Origin of the sequence: Anaerostipes caccae L1-92 (assembly GCF_014467075.1) — a bacterium.
In the GTDB taxonomy this organism is placed as follows: Bacteria; Bacillota; Clostridia; order Lachnospirales; family Lachnospiraceae; genus Anaerostipes; species Anaerostipes caccae.
Map to the genome: position 1 here is coordinate 1,719,986 of NZ_AP023027.1, position 17,325 is coordinate 1,737,310.

At 43.9% G+C, this 17,325-nt stretch carries 17 protein-coding genes; 16 read left to right on the top strand and 1 reads right to left on the bottom strand.

The window, feature by feature from the left end; genetic code table 11:
• Positions 1-59: 59 nt before the first annotated feature.
• The 12 genes from ANCC_RS08435 to ANCC_RS08490 all read left to right on the top strand — a co-directional run bounded on the left by ANCC_RS08435 (position 60) and on the right by ANCC_RS08490 (position 13,296).
• Positions 60-533 carry a complex I 24 kDa subunit family protein gene (locus ANCC_RS08435; protein ID WP_006567086.1) on the top strand — a complete coding sequence of 158 codons (474 nt, stop codon included), beginning with the start codon at positions 60-62 and terminating at the stop codon, positions 531-533.
• On the top strand, positions 534-2,423 hold the full coding sequence (nuoF, locus tag ANCC_RS08440) for an NADH-quinone oxidoreductase subunit NuoF (protein WP_006567085.1): 1,890 nt from the start codon (positions 534-536) through the stop codon (positions 2,421-2,423). It begins immediately after the preceding gene.
• 12 nt (positions 2,424-2,435) lie between these two features.
• Positions 2,436-4,121, top strand: coding sequence for a [FeFe] hydrogenase, group A (locus tag ANCC_RS08445; protein WP_039946608.1), 1,686 nt, complete (start codon positions 2,436-2,438; stop codon positions 4,119-4,121).
• Between the two features lie 227 nt (positions 4,122-4,348).
• A complete protein-coding gene (locus tag ANCC_RS08450; protein WP_006567082.1) occupies positions 4,349-5,638 on the top strand; it encodes a sn-glycerol-1-phosphate dehydrogenase in 1,290 nt (429 codons plus the stop codon).
• Between the two features lie 483 nt (positions 5,639-6,121).
• Positions 6,122-6,799 carry a class II aldolase/adducin family protein gene (locus tag ANCC_RS08455; RefSeq protein ID WP_006567080.1) on the top strand — a complete coding sequence of 226 codons (678 nt, stop codon included), beginning with the start codon at positions 6,122-6,124 and terminating at the stop codon, positions 6,797-6,799.
• Positions 6,796-7,836 carry a zinc-binding dehydrogenase gene (locus ANCC_RS17995; RefSeq protein WP_006567079.1) on the top strand — a complete coding sequence of 347 codons (1,041 nt, stop codon included), beginning with the start codon at positions 6,796-6,798 and terminating at the stop codon, positions 7,834-7,836. The genes ANCC_RS08455 and ANCC_RS17995 overlap by 4 nt, the downstream gene beginning before the upstream one ends.
• Before the next feature lie 13 nt (positions 7,837-7,849).
• Positions 7,850-8,152 (top strand): PTS sugar transporter subunit IIB, encoded by a 303-nt coding sequence (locus ANCC_RS08465; protein ID WP_006567078.1) that lies wholly within the window; start codon positions 7,850-7,852, stop codon positions 8,150-8,152.
• A 33-nt stretch (positions 8,153-8,185) separates the two neighbouring features.
• Positions 8,186-9,445: a PTS transporter subunit IIC gene (locus ANCC_RS08470; protein ID WP_006567077.1), complete on the top strand. Its 1,260-nt coding sequence runs from the start codon at positions 8,186-8,188 to the stop codon at positions 9,443-9,445.
• A gap of 30 nt (positions 9,446-9,475) precedes the next feature.
• Positions 9,476-9,922, top strand: a complete 447-nt coding sequence (locus ANCC_RS08475) for a PTS sugar transporter subunit IIA (RefSeq protein ID WP_039946605.1) — start codon at positions 9,476-9,478, stop codon at positions 9,920-9,922.
• A gap of 83 nt (positions 9,923-10,005) precedes the next feature.
• Positions 10,006-12,081 carry a BglG family transcription antiterminator gene (locus ANCC_RS08480; RefSeq protein WP_006567075.1) on the top strand — a complete coding sequence of 692 codons (2,076 nt, stop codon included), beginning with the start codon at positions 10,006-10,008 and terminating at the stop codon, positions 12,079-12,081.
• A gap of 49 nt (positions 12,082-12,130) precedes the next feature.
• Complete coding sequence (locus ANCC_RS08485) at positions 12,131-12,715, top strand: helix-turn-helix domain-containing protein (protein ID WP_006567074.1); 585 nt, start codon at positions 12,131-12,133, stop codon at positions 12,713-12,715.
• A gap of 203 nt (positions 12,716-12,918) precedes the next feature.
• The gene (locus ANCC_RS08490) at positions 12,919-13,296 is read left to right on the top strand and encodes a BlaI/MecI/CopY family transcriptional regulator (protein ID WP_006567073.1); all 378 of its coding nucleotides are present in this window, start codon (positions 12,919-12,921) and stop codon (positions 13,294-13,296) included.
• A 190-nt stretch (positions 13,297-13,486) separates the two neighbouring features.
• On the opposite strand, the gene ANCC_RS08495 is transcribed toward ANCC_RS08490, so the two are convergent.
• On the bottom strand, positions 13,487-13,705 hold the full coding sequence (locus tag ANCC_RS08495; protein ID WP_006567072.1) for a DUF6465 family protein: 219 nt from the start codon (positions 13,703-13,705) through the stop codon (positions 13,487-13,489).
• Between the two features lie 156 nt (positions 13,706-13,861).
• On the opposite strand from ANCC_RS08495, the gene ANCC_RS08500 reads away from it, so the two are divergent.
• The 4 genes from ANCC_RS08500 (at position 13,862) to ANCC_RS08515 (ending at position 17,268) form a co-directional block, all read left to right on the top strand.
• Entirely contained in the window at positions 13,862-14,257 is a 396-nt protein-coding gene (locus tag ANCC_RS08500; RefSeq protein WP_039930420.1) for an ArsR/SmtB family transcription factor, read from the top strand.
• Positions 14,258-14,281: 24 nt separating this feature from the next.
• Positions 14,282-14,500, top strand: coding sequence for a heavy-metal-associated domain-containing protein (locus ANCC_RS08505; protein WP_006567070.1), 219 nt, complete (start codon positions 14,282-14,284; stop codon positions 14,498-14,500).
• A 74-nt stretch (positions 14,501-14,574) separates the two neighbouring features.
• A complete protein-coding gene (locus ANCC_RS08510; RefSeq protein WP_006567069.1) occupies positions 14,575-16,452 on the top strand; it encodes a heavy metal translocating P-type ATPase in 1,878 nt (625 codons plus the stop codon).
• A gap of 174 nt (positions 16,453-16,626) precedes the next feature.
• Entirely contained in the window at positions 16,627-17,268 is a 642-nt protein-coding gene (locus ANCC_RS08515) for a TetR/AcrR family transcriptional regulator (RefSeq protein ID WP_039946603.1), read from the top strand.
• The last annotated feature ends 57 nt before the right edge of the window (positions 17,269-17,325 follow it).

The window sequence follows — 17,325 nt, forward strand, 5'->3', positions numbered from 1 at the left end:
ATAATTAACGGTGATTGATAAAAATTTAACCAAAATGCACAACGTAAAGGAGGTATCTCATGTTAAACCAGGCCTACTATGACAAAACAGATGAGATCATAGCATCTCACGGGCTTACGCAGGCTGCTTTGATCCCGATCATCCAGGATATTCAGGCAGAATACCGCTATCTTCCGCCGGAGCTTTTAAGTTATGTGGCATCAAAGCTGTCCATTGACGAAGCCAAGGCGTACAGTGTTGCGACCTTTTATGAAAATTTTTCTTTTGAGCCAAAAGGAAAATATATCATTAAAGTCTGCAACGGAACAGCCTGTCATGTCCGCAAATCGGTCTCCATTCTGGAACGTCTTTACAGTGAACTGGGGCTCTCAGAGGAGAAAGCGACTACGGATGATATGATGTTCACGCTGGAGACCGTTTCCTGTCTCGGCGCCTGCGGTCTTGCACCGGTCATCACCGTCAATGACAAAGTCTATCCGGCGATGACCCCGGATGCTGCCGCTGAACTGATTCGAGAACTGAGAGGAGCTTAGATGATGAAAAAGATTGAAAACAGAGAAGCTCTCGGACAGATCCGTCAGACTTCCAGGGAGCAGATGAACAAAAGTAAGTGCCGGGTCCTGATCTGTGCAGGTACAGGCTGTCTTTCCGGAGGGTCCGGTGCCATCTATGACAGGATGTGTGAGTTAGTGGGGGAACATCCAGACGTAGAAGTCCATTTCGGACCGGAGATTGCACACGGAGACGGTGAGATTGGAATTAAAAAAAGCGGATGCCATGGCTTCTGCGAGATGGGTCCTTTGATGAGGATCGAGCCTCAGGGAATCCTATATACGAAGGTGAAGCTGGAAGACTGTGAGGAAATTTTTCACAGGACGATCGAAAAGGGGGAACCGATCAGGCATCTGTTATTCAAGAGGGATGGAATTGAATATCAGAGACAGGAAGAGATTCCCTTCTATAAAAAACAGACGAGAATCGTGCTGAAAAACTGCGGGCATATTGACGCAGAACACATAGAGGAATATTTGTCCATCGGCGGATACGAGGCTCTGGAAAAAGCACTGTTTGACATGAAGCCGGAAGAGGTGATCAGCGAAATATCTGAGTCGAACTTAAGAGGGCGGGGAGGCGGAGGTTTCCCGACAGGGTATAAGTGGTCCCAGGTAGCCGGACAGGAAGAGAAAATCCGCTATGTCGTATGCAACGGAGACGAGGGAGACCCGGGTGCATTTATGGACCGGAGCATCATGGAGGGAGATCCCCACAAGATGATCGAAGGCATCATGATTGCAGCCTATGCGGTGGGTGCTCAGGAAGGATACATTTACGTGCGGGCCGAATACCCACTGGCAATCAGCCGTCTGAAACGGGCTATAGAACAGGCGGAAGAATACGGACTTCTGGGAGATCATATCCTGGGAACCGATTTTTCTTTCCACTTACATATCAATAAAGGAGCAGGTGCTTTCGTTTGCGGAGAGGGAAGCGCACTGACGGCATCCATCGAGGGCAACCGGGGAATGCCCCGTGTAAAACCGCCGAGAACCGTGGAACAGGGACTGTTCGGAAAGCCGACGGTGCTGAATAATGTAGAGACGTTCGCCAATGTACCGATGATCATCACAGAAGGGGCACAGTGGTTTAAAGGGATCGGACCGGAAAAGAGTCCCGGAACCAAGGCGTTTGCCCTGACAGGCAGTGTCAACCACACGGGCCTGATCGAGGTGCCTATGGGAACGACGCTCCGGGAAGTGATCTATGACATCGGCGGAGGAATCAAGGGAGACGGAGAATTCAAGGCGGTACAGATCGGAGGACCGTCCGGAGGATGTCTGATCACACCGCACCTGGATGTAAATCTGGACTTTGATTCCCTGAAAAAAATGGGTGCCATGATCGGTTCCGGAGGCCTTGTTGTCATGGATGACAGCACCTGTATGGTAGAAGTGGCACGGTTTTTCATGAACTTTACCCAGAATGAAAGCTGCGGAAAATGTGTTCCCTGCCGGGAAGGAACCAAGCGAATGCTGGAGATACTTGAGCGGATCGTAGAAGGAAAAGGAAAGCCTGAAGATCTGGATCTTTTAGAGGAACTTGCCACGACGATCACAGAGACGGCACTCTGCGGATTGGGAAAAAGTGCTGCCCTCCCTGTCATGAGTACCCTTAAGCTGTTCCGCGATGAGTATGTGGAACATGTGGTCGACAAGAAGTGTGCTTCTCATAACTGCAGTGCCCTGAGAAGATTTATCATCAGCCCGGAACGCTGCAAAGGATGTTCCAAGTGTGCAAGGAACTGTCCGGCAGACGCCATCAGCGGACGGATCAAAGAACCGTATGTAATTGACAATGATAAATGCATTAAGTGCGGTGCATGTGAGAGTGCCTGTGCGTTTGGTGCGATCCATATTGAAGGGTAGGAGGAGAAGAACATGAGTTATATGACAATCAATAACAGAAGAGTAGAGTTCACAGATGAAAAAAATGTTTTGTCTGTCATCCGCAAATCCGGGATCGATCTTCCTACATTCTGCTATCATTCCGAACTTTCCACATACGGCGCATGCCGGATGTGTGTGGTGGAAGATGACCGGGGTAGGATCTTTGCATCCTGCTCTGAGACACCAAGAGACAAAATGGTGATCTATACAAATACACCGAGGCTTAAGCATCACAGAAAAATGATTATTGAACTTTTGCTGGCCTCCCACTGCAGAGACTGTACTACCTGTACGAAAAACGGTGTCTGTGTCCTGCAGAAATTATCCAGACAGCTGGGAATCAAGGAGGTGCGCTTTGAGAACAATAAAAAGCAGCTACCGAAGGATCTGTCTTCCGAATGTATCATCCGGGACCCTAACAAATGTATCCTATGCGGAGACTGCGTGAGGACCTGCGATGAAATTCAGGGCATGGGAATCCTGGACTTCGCATTCCGCGGATCAAAAATGCAGGTGACAACGGCTTTTAACAAAGACCTGGCACAAACGGACTGTGTGGGATGCGGACAGTGCCGTGCAGTCTGTCCTACCGGAGCCATTACGATCAAGCAGGACATTGAAAGAGTTTGGGATGCGCTGTCTGATCCGAAAATACGGGTCGTTGTCCAGATTGCTCCTGCCGTGCGCGTAGCCGTGGGAGACAAGTTCGGAATCCCGAAAGGAGAAAATGTACTGGGGCGTCTTGTGGCCGCCCTTAGAAGGATCGGATTCGATGAAGTCTATGATACAAACTTCGGCGCAGACTTAACGGTCATGGAAGAATCCAAGGAACTGGTAGAACGGCTTGAATCCGGAGATAACCTTCCGTTATTCACCTCCTGCTGTCCAGCATGGGTGAAGTTCTGTGAGAACAGGTATCCACAGTTCAGGAAAAAAATTTCAACGTGCCGTTCTCCTCAGGAAATGTTCGGAGCGCTGATCAAAGAAGAGGCACGAATGGATGAGGCAGGCGACTCGAGGAAAACAGTGGTCGTATCCATCATGCCGTGTACCGCAAAAAAAGCAGAGATCACGAGGCCGGAACATTTCAATGAAGGGGAACAAAATGTAGATTATGTTCTGACAACGACCGAGGCATCCCGCATGATTCAGGAGTCAGGGATTGACCTTTCTCAGGTAGAGCCGGAGGCTTTGGATATGCCGTTTGGAATCTCCTCCGGAGCCGGAGCAATCTTCGGCGTGACCGGAGGAGTGACAGAGGCCGTCCTGCGCCGCCTGATGAACAGCGACCGGGCAGAAGATCTGGAGGCCATCAGCTTTACCGGTGTCCGGGGCGTGGACGGGATCAAAGAAGCTTCCGTTAAGCTGGGAGACAGGGACGTAAAGATCGCGGTAGTCAATGGCCTCAAATGTGCCTCAGAGGTACTGGATAAATTGGATGCGGGAGAGATCTATTATGACTTTGTTGAAGTCATGGCATGCAAGAGAGGATGCATTACCGGAGGAGGCCAGCCTGTGCCGATCGGGCCGAGGACAAAGAAAGCGAGAGTTGAGGGTCTGTATAAGATCGATAAGATGGCCCAGATCAAGCTTTCCAGCCAGAATCCGATTGTGGCGACCGTTTATGACGGAATTCTGAAAGGGAAGGAACATAAACTGCTCCACAATGAAAAATAGTATAATAGAAAATGGAACGCTTCTTCAAACGGCGTTCCATTTTTCTGTTTAACGGGAGAAAAAACGAGTGCAGCTATGAGGCAGATCAAAGGAGTTGGGATACTGCTCCTTTTCCGGCTGGTAAAGTTTTGGTATGGGAGAAAGGAAACAAACTGATCTTGAAGATCCTTTAAACAAAATATATCATAAAGAAAAGCGGATTTTATTTTCTTAGAAGGGAGAAACATATGAGAATAGATATGAAAGAATTTACCGGAGAATGTACCTGTGGGAAGGAGCACCGGCTGAAGGTGAAGGATATGATCCTGGAGCAGGGGGCACTGCAGAGGATACCGGAGTTTTTACAAAAAGATCCTTATACCCAGTACCGCAATTTCGCAATGGTCTGTGACGATCATACATATGAGGCAGCCGGAAAAGAAGTTGAGAGACTTATCCGAGGGATCAAGGTTATAAAACTGAATCCTGAAAATCTCCATGCCAATGAGATCGGTGTACAAAAAGTCCGGAAAGCATTGGAGCAGATGGAAGGCATCGACTGTCTGATCGCAGTTGGCTCCGGAACCATCCATGATCTCACAAGGTATCATGCATATGAAGATCAGATTCCATTCATTTCCGTGCCTACGGCAGCCAGTGTAGACGGATATGTTTCCACAGTAGCCGCCATGTCATGGTACGGGTTTAAAAAAAGTATGATTGCGGTCTCACCGATCCTTGTAGTCGCTGACAGCCGCGTAATCGCTCATGCACCAATGCGTCTGACGGCCTCAGGTGTGGGTGACCTTCTGGGAAAATATACGGCGCTTGCAGACTGGAAGATCACACATCTCTTAAACGGTGAATCTATCTGCAGCAGAATCTGCAGCATGGAGTATGAAGCTTTGGATAACTTGAAAAAATCATTGGAAGGGCTGATACGAGGAGAAATTGCCGCATATGAAAAATTAATGTACGGGCTGCTTCTGTCGGGCCTAGCCATGCAGATGACAGGGAATTCCCGTCCGGCATCCGGTTCGGAGCATCATATGGCACATTTTTGGGAAATGGCAGTTATCAATGAGGAAATCAGTGCGTATCACGGAGAAAAAGTCGGAGTTGGGCTTGTTTTGGCCAGCGATATATACCATAAGGCGGCTGATTATTTAAGAAAGGGTAAGTTTGAGATCAAAGAATCTGTGGATGTGGAGACAGCTCTGATTGAACGTATATTTACGAACAAAGAACTCTGTGAAAATATTAAAAAAACCAATGATCCGAATCTTCTGGATACGATAGATCCGGCAGTATTAAAGCAGAAGACAAAAGAAATCACTGCGGTAATCGAAGAAATTCCGAAGCCGGAAGAAATAGAAGAAATGCTTCGGAAAGTGAACGGAACTGCTGGTCTTCAGGATCTTGGCTTTGATTTATCAATGAGAGAAAAGACGGCCAAAATCGCGCCGTATATCAGAGACCGCATTACATTTTTGAGGATATTAAAGTTTTATGACTTTTATGATAAAGTTATAAGGTAAAAATATGATTGCATATTGAAATGGGAGCCGCAGTGAATGCGGCTCTTTTTGTATGTCATTTTGACCAGTTTTCCGGCTTGCTGTCTCAGAAATGTAAGATTTTCTAACTTTCAGCAAAGCCTCCAAACTGGTCAAAATGGACATAGTTTTTTCTGGAGAAGGCTGATGAATAAAGAAATCTTATATTGAATAACCCATTTTATACAAAGAATACCTTTCCAGCAGATAATATGTCCATTTTCCACACGATTGGAGTGAGGCATTCTAAGAGCCGAACGGAAATCGTGTGGAAAATGTCTTTAGTCAAATTTTGTCCGGATGCATGGATATATTTTTAACCAGATAGTAAAAAACACTGTCAGAACAGGGGTAAGGCTTTTGTCTTGAGAATGAAAAGTGTGAACGATATACTGAATTCATACCACACAACATCCTAATTCATGAATTAGCATAAGCAAAAAAACTATTCAAAAGGAGATTAAAATGGCAAACAAGGTAAATGACATTAAGAAGGAAATCGTTCTTTATGCAAAATTATTGGATGCAAAAGGCTTGGTGAATACATTGGAGGGAAATATATCAATTTTAGACCGTGAAACCGGAGAATTATATATCACACCTTCAGGGACTAGAAAAGCATTTGTGGACGAAGATATGGTAGCAGTTGTAAAAGACGGGAAACAGATCGCAGGAAGTGTGAACCGCTCCAGCGAATATCTGCTCCATGAGGCTGCACTGAAAGCAAGGCCTGACTGCAATGCAGTGGCACATATCCACGCTCCGTATTTAACAGCCTATGCGTACTGTAATCAGACAATTAAACTAAAATGTTCTACAACCTTTTCTTTAGTGTTCGGAGAGATTCCGTGTCTGCCTTATGGAGAGGCGGGAACGATTCACATAGCAGACGGAATCGATGAGGCAATGAAAGAGCATGATCTGGTTCTGCTTGGCAATCACGGATGTGTAGCCGTTGGGCAGACCTTAGAAGATGCAGTAAAAATCATTGAGGCGGCAGAGGAAGTGTTAAAAATTGCGAAGATCGCAGGAGAAGTCGGCACGGTCGCAGATATTCCGGATGATAAATTAGAGTCATTGTTTGAACACCACCCGGGAAGCAAAAGAAACAGAAATAAGAAAAAGGAGGAAATTTTAAAATGAAAGCAGCGATTATGTATGGGCCCAATGATATCAGGGTGGAAGAAACCGAGAAACCAGCATGCCCCAAAGGAGGGCTGTTGCTAAAGGTTAAAGCCATCGGACTCTGCGGGTCAGATATCAGAAACCTAACGACAGATTCGAGAAAGGGAGATTATCCCCACATTTATGGTCACGAGGTGGTTGGGGAAGTTGCGGAAGTTTCACCGGAGATTACTACATATGCCGTAGGGGACCGGCTTTATGTTTATCCGGTAGAACATTGTTTAAAGTGTGAAGCATGCAGGAGCGGCCACAGTGAAAACTGTGAAAATGCAGGAGACTATGCGAACCGTCAGGGAGGCTTTGCAGATTATCTCCCGGTGCCTCCGGAGCAGCTCAATGCAGATGCTGTATATCCAATCCCGGACGGGGTCGATTACAACAGTGCATCACTGGGAGAACCATTATCTTCTGTCTATGCATGTCAGGAAAACGTAAATGTCACTCTGGGAGATACGGTTGTGATCATAGGAGCCGGTCCTATCGGCTGTTTCCATGCACAGCTGGCAAAGATCCGCGGAGCTAAAAAGATCATCATGATCGAGATCAACGACAAGCGCTTAGAGACAGCAAAGCAGTTTGGAGTCGATCATACTGTGAACAGCACAAAAGAAGATCCGATCGAAGCCGTAAAAAGGCTGACCGGGGGAAAAGGAGCGGAAAAAGTGATCTCCGCAAATCCGTCAACAGCTGCACAGTCACAGGCCGTTTTTATGGCAAAAAAAGGCGGAATCATCGTATTCTTCGGCGGAGTGCCTAAGGGAGCTTTGACAGAAATAGATTCAAACTATATTCATTATAACAGCCTGTGGATTTACGGACACTACGGTGCCAACAGCATGCAGGTGCAGAAATCTTATGAATTGGCAATTTCCGATGCTTTTCCGACGGAAAAATTCATCACTCATGTACTGCCGTTAAGTGAGATAAACAAGGGGATCGAGCTGACTAGAACAGGGGAGGCAATCAAAGTCGTATTGCTTCCGAATGAAGAGTAGGAGATGAAAGATTATGGCAAAAGAATTGAAAATATTAGTGGCCTGCGGAAGCGGAGTGGCCACCTCTACCGTTGCACAGGAAGCGGTAAAGAAAATATGTAAGGATGCTGGGATTCCGGCAAAGATCATAAAAAGCACAATGACAGAAATCCCGGCAAAACAGGCAGATGTAGACATAGTTATGGTGACAACAAATTACCGGCAGAAATTAGAGAAACCTCTGATCAAGGTATTTGGGCTGATCTCGGGGATCAATGAGGATAAGATCAGGGATGAGATCATAGAAACATGCCACAGGCTTCAAAATGAAAATTAGTGATCAGCTTTAGAAAAGATAGGAGAGAGACGTATGGATATTTTATTAAAAGCGGTTCAGGCTTTATTGAATATGGGTGCTGTTGCCCTGCTTCCAATCATGATCTGTATTCTGGGACTCGTGTTCCGGATGAAGTTTGGGGCATCGCTGAAAGCCGGATTAATGGTAGGAATCGGTTTTCAGGGATTGAGCTTAACGGTTGGTCTTCTTACAGCTACGATTGAACCAATTACACAATACTATCAAAAAATGGGAAGCGGTTTTACGGCCGCGGATATCGGATTTGCAGCCGTGGGCGGAGCCTCATGGACCGTACCGTTTGCGCCGATCGCGGTGCCGCTGATCGTAATCGCAAACTTTATCCTGCTGAGAGCGGGGCTGACGAAGGTACTGAATGTGGATATTTGGAATTACATTCATTTTCTGATCCCCGGAGCCTTGGCCTATGCACTTTGGGGAAACGCGGTGCTCGGCCTGGCAATCACAGTTGGACTTTCCATTGCAGCACTGTACGCCGGGCAGGCGATCGCACATAAATGGCAGGATTTTTTCGGCCTTGACGGAACGACCTGTTCAACCTTGTCCTTTACTACGTTTATGTATCCCTTATCCTGGGGGATCAACAAGCTGATCGACCATATTCCGGGAGTAAAAGACATTGACATTGACATGAACAAACTGGAAGAAAAGTTAGGCTTCTTTGGAGATCCGGCATTTGTAGGTCTGATCGTAGGGATTTTCCTTGGATTACTTACGAGACAGGCACCTACAACGATCTTTGGGATTGGAATGGGAATTGCCAGCGTGCTGATCCTGATTCCGAGAATGGTATCTATCATGATGGAAGGACTCACACCGATCGGAAATGCAGCAAGTGCTTATATGAAAAAACATATGGGTGAAGATGCGGAATTATTCATCGGCATGGATGTGGCTCTGGGGCTGGGAGATCCCGCATGTATTACCTGTACTGCGATTTGTATCCCAATCACAATCTTATTCGCATTTATCATTCCGAATATGGTGTATTTCCCGATTGGACTATTGGGAATTGTGTGCTACACCACGGTTATGTGCGTGCTGGCCAGCAAAGGGAACCTGTTGAGGAGCCTGGTCTGTTCCATCGCATCCATGTTTCTGATCACATTCTTTGTCAATATGTTTGTGCCGGAGTGTACAAAGATGCTTTCGGTGACGGGCCTGAAAATACAGGGAATGGTAGCGGACGGATCTTTTGGATATAATCTGGGAACCGTAATCATCTGCTTTATAAGTAAGCTTTTCGGAATGTAGATACAGCCATAAAACAAAGGAGTGACCGCAGTGAGTTCAAAAAATGTATACATAGCGACAGAGGGAAGTGCGAAAGACTGGGAAGAAGCGATCAGGATTTGCGGAACATGCATGATGGAACGTGGAAGTGTCAGCAGATCATTCACAGATTCCTGCATTGAAAGAGAGCGGGAATATCCCACAGGGCTGCCGGCCGGCATACCGGTGGCCATACCGCACAGTAAGGCAGAGGGGATAAAAGAAAATTGTATCTGCTTCTTAAGATTAGACCGACCGGTCCGGTTTTACCGGATGGACGACAGTGAAGAGTATATTGATACGAGATTAGTGTTTAATTTGGCAATCAAAGGAGCAGATGATCATTTAGAGTTTCTTCAGAAATTAATGCAGTTTGTAATGGATGAAGGCAGTCTGGAGAAATGCAGCAGCATGCCGCTGGAAGATATTACAAAACTGCTGGAAACAAAATTAGGATAAACCTGAAGGAGAATATGACATTATAGAGAGACAAAAATCTATAATGTCTGTTTCTTTTATTATAAAGAGGAAAGTGATATGCCATGAAACGACGAAGCACTGAGATAATGCAGGCAATACTGAGATCAAAGGAAAATGATATATCTGCAAAGCAGTTGATGTGCCGGTATGATATTTCCAGGAGAACCTTAAAGAATGATATTAATGAGATCAATGATTTCCTCAAGACGATCTCAATGGAAGAGATCTTAATAACTGAGGACGGAAGTTTTAAATTTGGAGGGCTGTTTGACAGAGAAACAGTAGAGAAGAACTTATATCAGATGGACATGTATATGTATAAACTGTCACCGGAAGAACGGCAGATTTATATTATGCTTGAATTGATTGCGAATCCCCATTACACGACGATGCACCGGTTTGCGGAGGAGCTCTATGTAAGCCGTATTACGATCATGAGTGACATCGACGCAGTCAAACAGATTTTGATACCCAGTGATGCAGAGCTTCTCTTGGACAGCGGAAAGGGAATCAAATTATCGTGCAGTTATGAGGCGTCATTGGAACTGCTGGTTTCACTCTATAAAAAAATCGCAGTTAATATTAAGAATGACGGATATTTCCAGAGATTGATGCTTGATAAAATGAAGATTCAGTATACATTTTCAGAGCTGTTTTCTTATATGCAGGATTATATGAAGATAAATAATCTGGTCTTCATTGAGGATATATTTTATGATATCGTTTTATATTTATTTGCAGCGTTTAACTTCCGTGAACGCGATCATGCCGGTACAGATAAACTGGTAACGGAAAAGTCGAAACTAACAAACATCGATCATATGATGCTGTATGCAGGCTACATGTTAGAAGTTCCGGTGACAGAAAAAATGATTGCCTGCTTCAGGACCTATATTGAAAAAAATAATTTATATTCGTTTGTAAAGACGGTAGACGAAGTTGAGCTGTATAAGATTATTATGTTTTTTGTTTCACAAATTGATCAGGAGCTCCGGTTAGAATTGACCAATGACGATAAATTAATTGATTCACTTTTGATGCATATTAAAAGCATGAAGGACTGGGGGAACTATGAAGTTGAATTCCCTAAAAATTATGATCTGCCCATGAATTATGAATTGCTGGAGACATTAGTAGAGAAATATTCTTATATTTTAGAATCTTTTTTATCTTATAAATTAAGTACCAATATGAAAAAATCAATCGTTATCCATATTTGTGTGGCGGTGATCAGAAACCGGAGATACTATATCCCGAAGCTTTCCATCGTGATTGTTTGTCCCGGCAGCATGGCTACGGGAAAATATTTGGAAGCACAGATTAAAAACTATTTTGATTTTGAAATTGCAGGCGTTCTTGCCGCGGGTGAAGTGGTCAGTGAATTGGAGCAAATGGAACAAAAGATTGATTTTATTCTATCGACAGTACATATTGAGGCAGACCGGTATAAAGTGATCACAGTCAATCCTTTTTTGACTATGAAGGATTTAAATTTAATCCAAAAAGAAGTCTTTCAAAGCCAGAAACAGATAAATTTGCCGGCAGAAAAGAAAAAGAAGAAAATATTGGAGGATCTTGAGGAATTAATGGATGATGACCGGCTGCCGGCAGAAATATATGACAAGATTGAATCTATGCTTATGGGCTTAAAAAAAGATCCGGAGGAAGAAAGTGCGATGGCAGAGCTGTTAAATAAAGAATTTATCACGATCCATGCAGCTCCCTGCAGCTGGAAAGAGGCCATAAGGCGTTCGGCAAAACCGCTTGAACAATTCGGCTATATTGAGCCGAGATATACACAAGAGGCAATAGAAAAAGTAGAAGAGTACGGAGACTATATCGTGGTCAGTCAGGGTGTGGCACTGGCTCATGCCGGGAAGGATTCCGGAGTGATACAGGATGGGTTAAGCGTATTGGTTTCAAAGGAAGGAATCTGTTTCAGGAAAGAACAGCATCAGGTGAACTTAGTCTTCTGTTTTGCTTCAACGGGAGAAAAGGAATATTTAGATCTGATCAAAGAGATCGTTGCTGTCGGCAAGGAACAAAAACGCCTTAAGAGAATATTAAAATGCAATACGAAAGAAGAGATATATCATGCTCTGATATTTGACCGGGTTCCGGACTCTACGCAGCGTTGATTGTATTCCCGGGAGTCTTTTTTTATAATAGCAGATGAGGTGAATTGATATGGACAGTCAAAAGATAGGAAAACTTATTAAAACATTGAGAAAAGAGAAACAGCTGACGCAGATGCAGCTGGCAGAGCACATGAATATCAGCGATAAAACGATATCAAAATGGGAACGCGGTTTGGGATGCCCTGATATTTCGTTTTTTCCGAAACTGTCCGGGGTTTTTGACGTAGACCTGGAAAAACTGCTCTCAGGCAGGCTCGATGTCAACGAAGTATTAGGAGGAAATATGAAACATATGCAATTTTATATCTGTCCAAACTGCGGCAATCTGGTGACTGCTCTGGCAGATACGGCGGTTTCCTGCTGCGGAAAGAAGTTAAGGGCAGTACAGGCCCGGAAAGCACCGGAAGATGAACGTTTGAAGGTGGAGTCTATTGAAAATGATTACTTTATTTCGTCTCCACATGAAATGACAAGAGATCATTATATCTCTTTTGCTGCGCTGCTGACGGGTGACAGTATGATGGTACGCAGACTCTATCCCGAATGGGATATGCAGACGAGGATTCCCGCTTTCGGTCACGGCAGGCTGTTCTGGTACTGTACAAAGCATGGACTGTATTATCAGCCGGTCTGATTACTTTTGGGGAATGAGCAAAAAGCAAATAACTGCTTAAACGCCATGTCTTTCGGGAGAAAACACAGAAATAACCTGTGTTTTCTCTTTTTTTGGCATTTTTTTTGAAGTATCTGCATTTAAAACTTGAAACTGAGCAAATAATATGATATAATTTACAAAATGATGTTAATTGATTAAATGAATAATAAGGAGAGACGCCGATGATAGACAGAGATTTGACAAACCGGGAAAAACTGATCATGAAGTGTGTATGGGCAGAGAATCGGGAGATTTCCATTCAGGATCTTCAGGATAAACTGAAAGAAATGTTTGACTGGGATGCGAAAAGATCTACGGTCCGTACATTTTTAACAAGCATCGAAGGAAAAGGATTTGTTAAAATTGAGAGAAGAGGAAGATTTTCTTATCTCAAGCCTTTGGTAGACGAAAAAAAATACAAAAGAGAACAGGTACTGAAATTTGTTGATTTTTGGTATGGCGGTTCTAAAGTTGCACTGATCAAAGCTATAAAGGGCAAGAAACTGACAAAGGAGAAAGAAGAGTACCTTCGAAAGGTATTTAATGAGCCGGAAGAATAAAAACTGCAGGAAGATTGTTTCTGTACATCAATCAGCATTGTCAGATGATGACTGAAACTATGAGCCAGATACTTCAAGGACTGGCTCTTTTTTTCGTCCTGCCCGCTTTGTTCTGACAAGAAGAACTGCTGTACGTTTTTCGCACAGCAGCCCCTGCTTAAAATATAATTATGTAGCGATAGTATCTGAGTTATTCAAGGCTCAGCGGTTCCTCATTAGAAATAGAAGTGCCGTCTTTTGCTTTTGCCACATAAAATACAGACAAATTTTCCGGCTGATAATAGATTTCCAATGATGACAGGGAATTTAATTTTACACCTTTTGATTTGATGTCCTCCTTCACTGCCTTTTCCACATCTGCGACGAGCACATTGTGACTCTGAAACTGTACTTCTGTATAGATTTTCATATTTTATCCTCCTTTCCTGCTTTAATTTTCTTATTATAAACCTTGTTTCATAAATATTCAAAGGATCAGGTGAAATATGAATATATTTTATTTTTTATGATTGACATTTTGATAAAAGAGAGCTATTATAAATATAACATATGAATGATTGTTCATATGAATGAATATAATAATAAAAAGGAGGGTGAGAAGTTGACAGTACATGATATAGACTGCTGTGATACCTATCAGGTCCATGATGACCTTCTGAAAACAGTAAATGAAAAAATGCCCGAGGAAAGTGAACTGCAGGATCTGGCAGACCTTTTTAAGGTCTTTGGAGATTTTACAAGGATCAGGATTCTGTTTGTTTTGTTTGAAGCAGAAGTATGTGTGTGTGACCTGGCGGAGGCTCTTGATATGACTCAGTCTGCCATTTCACATCAGCTGAAGATACTGAAGCAGGCAAGGCTTGTAAAATCCAGAAGAGAAGGGAAATCGGTTTTTTATTCACTGGCAGACGGTCACGTAAGAACGATCATCGCTCAGGGAAGAGATCATATTGAGGAATAATCATAATTAAAATGGGAGGATATTATGAAGAAAAAATTTAAGTTACAGGATTTAGACTGTGCACATTGTGCGGCAAAGATGGAAGAGGCAATTAAAAAAATACCGGGAGTAAATGATGCCAGTGTAAGTTTTATGACTCAGAAAATGACGATCAGCGCAGAAGATGAAAAGTTTGATGAGATCATGCAGAAGGTTGTCAGTACCTGTGCCAAGGTTGAGCCTGACTGCAGGATACTCATCTAGCTGATAAAACCCGGATGGAACGGAGCCGATCCCTCACTCCGGGTTTTATTTTTTAATATAAGGAGACTATAATTATGACAAAAAAACATAAAAAGATGCTGATCCGGATCATCGCGGCATTTTTCCTGCTTGCAGGGCTGATGATTGCGGAACATATGGGAAAGCTGGAAAGTTTGGAAGGTTCATGGGCTTTATTTGTGATTTATCTGATTCCGTATCTGGTGATCGGTTATGACATTATTTTCAAAGCAGCCAGAAATATCAAAAACGGACAGATATTTGATGAAAATTTTCTCATGATGATTGCCACGTTCGGGGCCTTTGGAGTGAAAGAGTATTCTGAAGCAGTGGCCGTTATGCTGTTTTATCAGGTGGGAGAGCTGTTCCAGAGTTATGCGGTGGGAAAATCCCGCCAGTCTATCTCAGAAATGATGGATATCTGCCCCGAATATGCGAATATTGAGGTTGACGGAGTGCTTACACAGGTTGATCCTGATGAAGTGGAAATAGGAAATTTTATTGTTGTAAAGCCGGGGGAAAGAATTCCTTTGGACGGTGTGGTCATTGAGGGGGAATCCCTGGTCGATACAGCCGCACTGACCGGCGAGTCCGTTCCAAGAAAGGCAGCCGCAGGCGATGAAGTGATCAGCGGGTGCGTCAACGGAAGCGGTACACTGAAAGTAGAAGTGACGAAAGAATTCGAAGACTCCACTGTTGCAAAAATTTTGGAACTTGTTGAAAATGCCAGCAGCAAGAAGGCAAATGTAGAAAATTTCATTACCAAATTTGCAAAATATTATACCCCTGTGGTAACGATCGGTGCTGTGATTCTTGCAGTACTTCCTCCGCTGATCTTAGGAGGAGGCTGGGGTGAATGGGTTCAGAGAGCCTGTATTTTTCTTGTCATCTCCTGTCCATGTGCGCTGGTAATTTCAGTGCCTATGGGATTTTTCGGAGGGATTGGTGCTGCCTCAAGGCTCGGTGTGCTGGTCAAAGGAAGTAATTATCTGGAAGCCGTATCTGAGATGACGACCATCGTATTTGACAAGACAGGAACTTTGACAAAGGGCGAATTTAAAGTGACGGAGATCCTGCCGCAGGGATGCAGCGAGGAGGAACTTCTTGAACTGGCGGCATTGGGTGAAGGATATTCGAATCACCCGATTGCAGGTTCTATCAAAGAGGCATATGGAAAAACAGCGGATATGAACCGTGTGTCCGACGCTGAGGAAATCGCGGGACACGGAATCCGTGTTTTGATCGATGGAAAAGAAATTCTAATCGGAAACGGCAAGCTGATGAGACAGCAGCACATCGACTATGTCTCCTGCAAAAGCAGCGGAACTGTCGTCTACGTGGCCTCTGAGGGAGTGTTTGCAGGTGCCATTGTCATTTCTGATACGGTAAAAGACGGGGCAGAAGAGGCAATCAAACGCATGAAGCAGGCAGGTGTTAAAAAATGTGTCATGCTCACCGGAGACAGGAAAGAGGCAGCTGAATCTGTTGCTGCACAATTAGGGATTGATGAAGTATACGCAGAACTCCTGCCGGGCGATAAAGTAGTTAAGGTGGAAAAGCTCCTGGAAAATCAGAGGGACAAAGAAAAGCTTGCTTTTGCCGGAGACGGTATTAATGATGCTCCGGTGCTTACAAGAGCAGATATTGGGATTGCCATGGGGAGCATGGGATCTGATGCGGCCATAGAAGCCGCGGATGTAGTATTGATGGACGACGATGTCAGAAAGATTGCCTCCACCGTTCATATTTCAAGAAAAACACTGCGGATCGTGAAACAAAATATTGTGTTCGCTTTAGGGGTGAAGGCTCTTGTATTGGCTCTTGGCGCAGCCGGAATGGCAAATATGTGGGAAGCGGTCTTCGCAGATGTCGGAGTATCTGTAATCGCAATTCTTAATTCCATGCGAGCGCTGAAAACCGATGACAAAGAATAAAAGAAAATTAAGGGAAAAATCCTGATTATATGATATGATGCAGCAAAACAGAAACATGATCCTGTTTTGCTGCATTTTTTTGTTTTCATGTTAAGACTTTGTGTCTTGCATAGCAGACAGTATTATGATAACATAAAACATACACAGTGCATGTAAAAGGAGGTGAGATACGCAGTGCCGAGAAATAAACATCCGGAAGAAACAGTACAGAGGATTTTAGATGCTTCACTGAAGCTTTTTCTGGAAAAAGGATATGAGGAGACCACAGTTTTAGATATCATCAGTGAATTAGGCGGGCTGACGAGAGGAGCATTTTACCACCATTTCAAATCAAAAGAGGAAGTCTTTGATGTTTTAAGTGAAAAATTGTTCTATGACGATAACCCTTTTGCAAAGGCAAAAGCACGCAGAGATCTAAATGGACTGGAGAAATTAAAGTTTGTACTGAAAGATTCTTTTAGAGAAACTGACAGCAGGAAGCTCAGTATCGCTTCCATCCAACTGGTGGAGAGTCCTTCCTTTTTAAAAAAATTGATCGAGACAAACCGCGATACGCTGGCACCTATGTTTGAGGAATTAATAGAAGAAGGAATAAAGGACGGGTCTGTAACAGCAAAGCATGCTAAACCCTTATCTCAGCTGGCAGTGATGCTGACTAATTTTTGGATGGTTCCGTCAGTCTTTCCCTGTGAGACAGAAGAGGAGCTATGGGAGCGTTTGTCAATGATCAAGGAGATCACAGATAAAATAGGAATGCCGGTCATAGACGAAGAAATTTTGTCAATGTGCAGGGAGAATACCATAAATATAGATTAAATTGCCTTATGCCAGCCGAGGCAATTTTTTATAACCAAATACATACATGTTGCATGT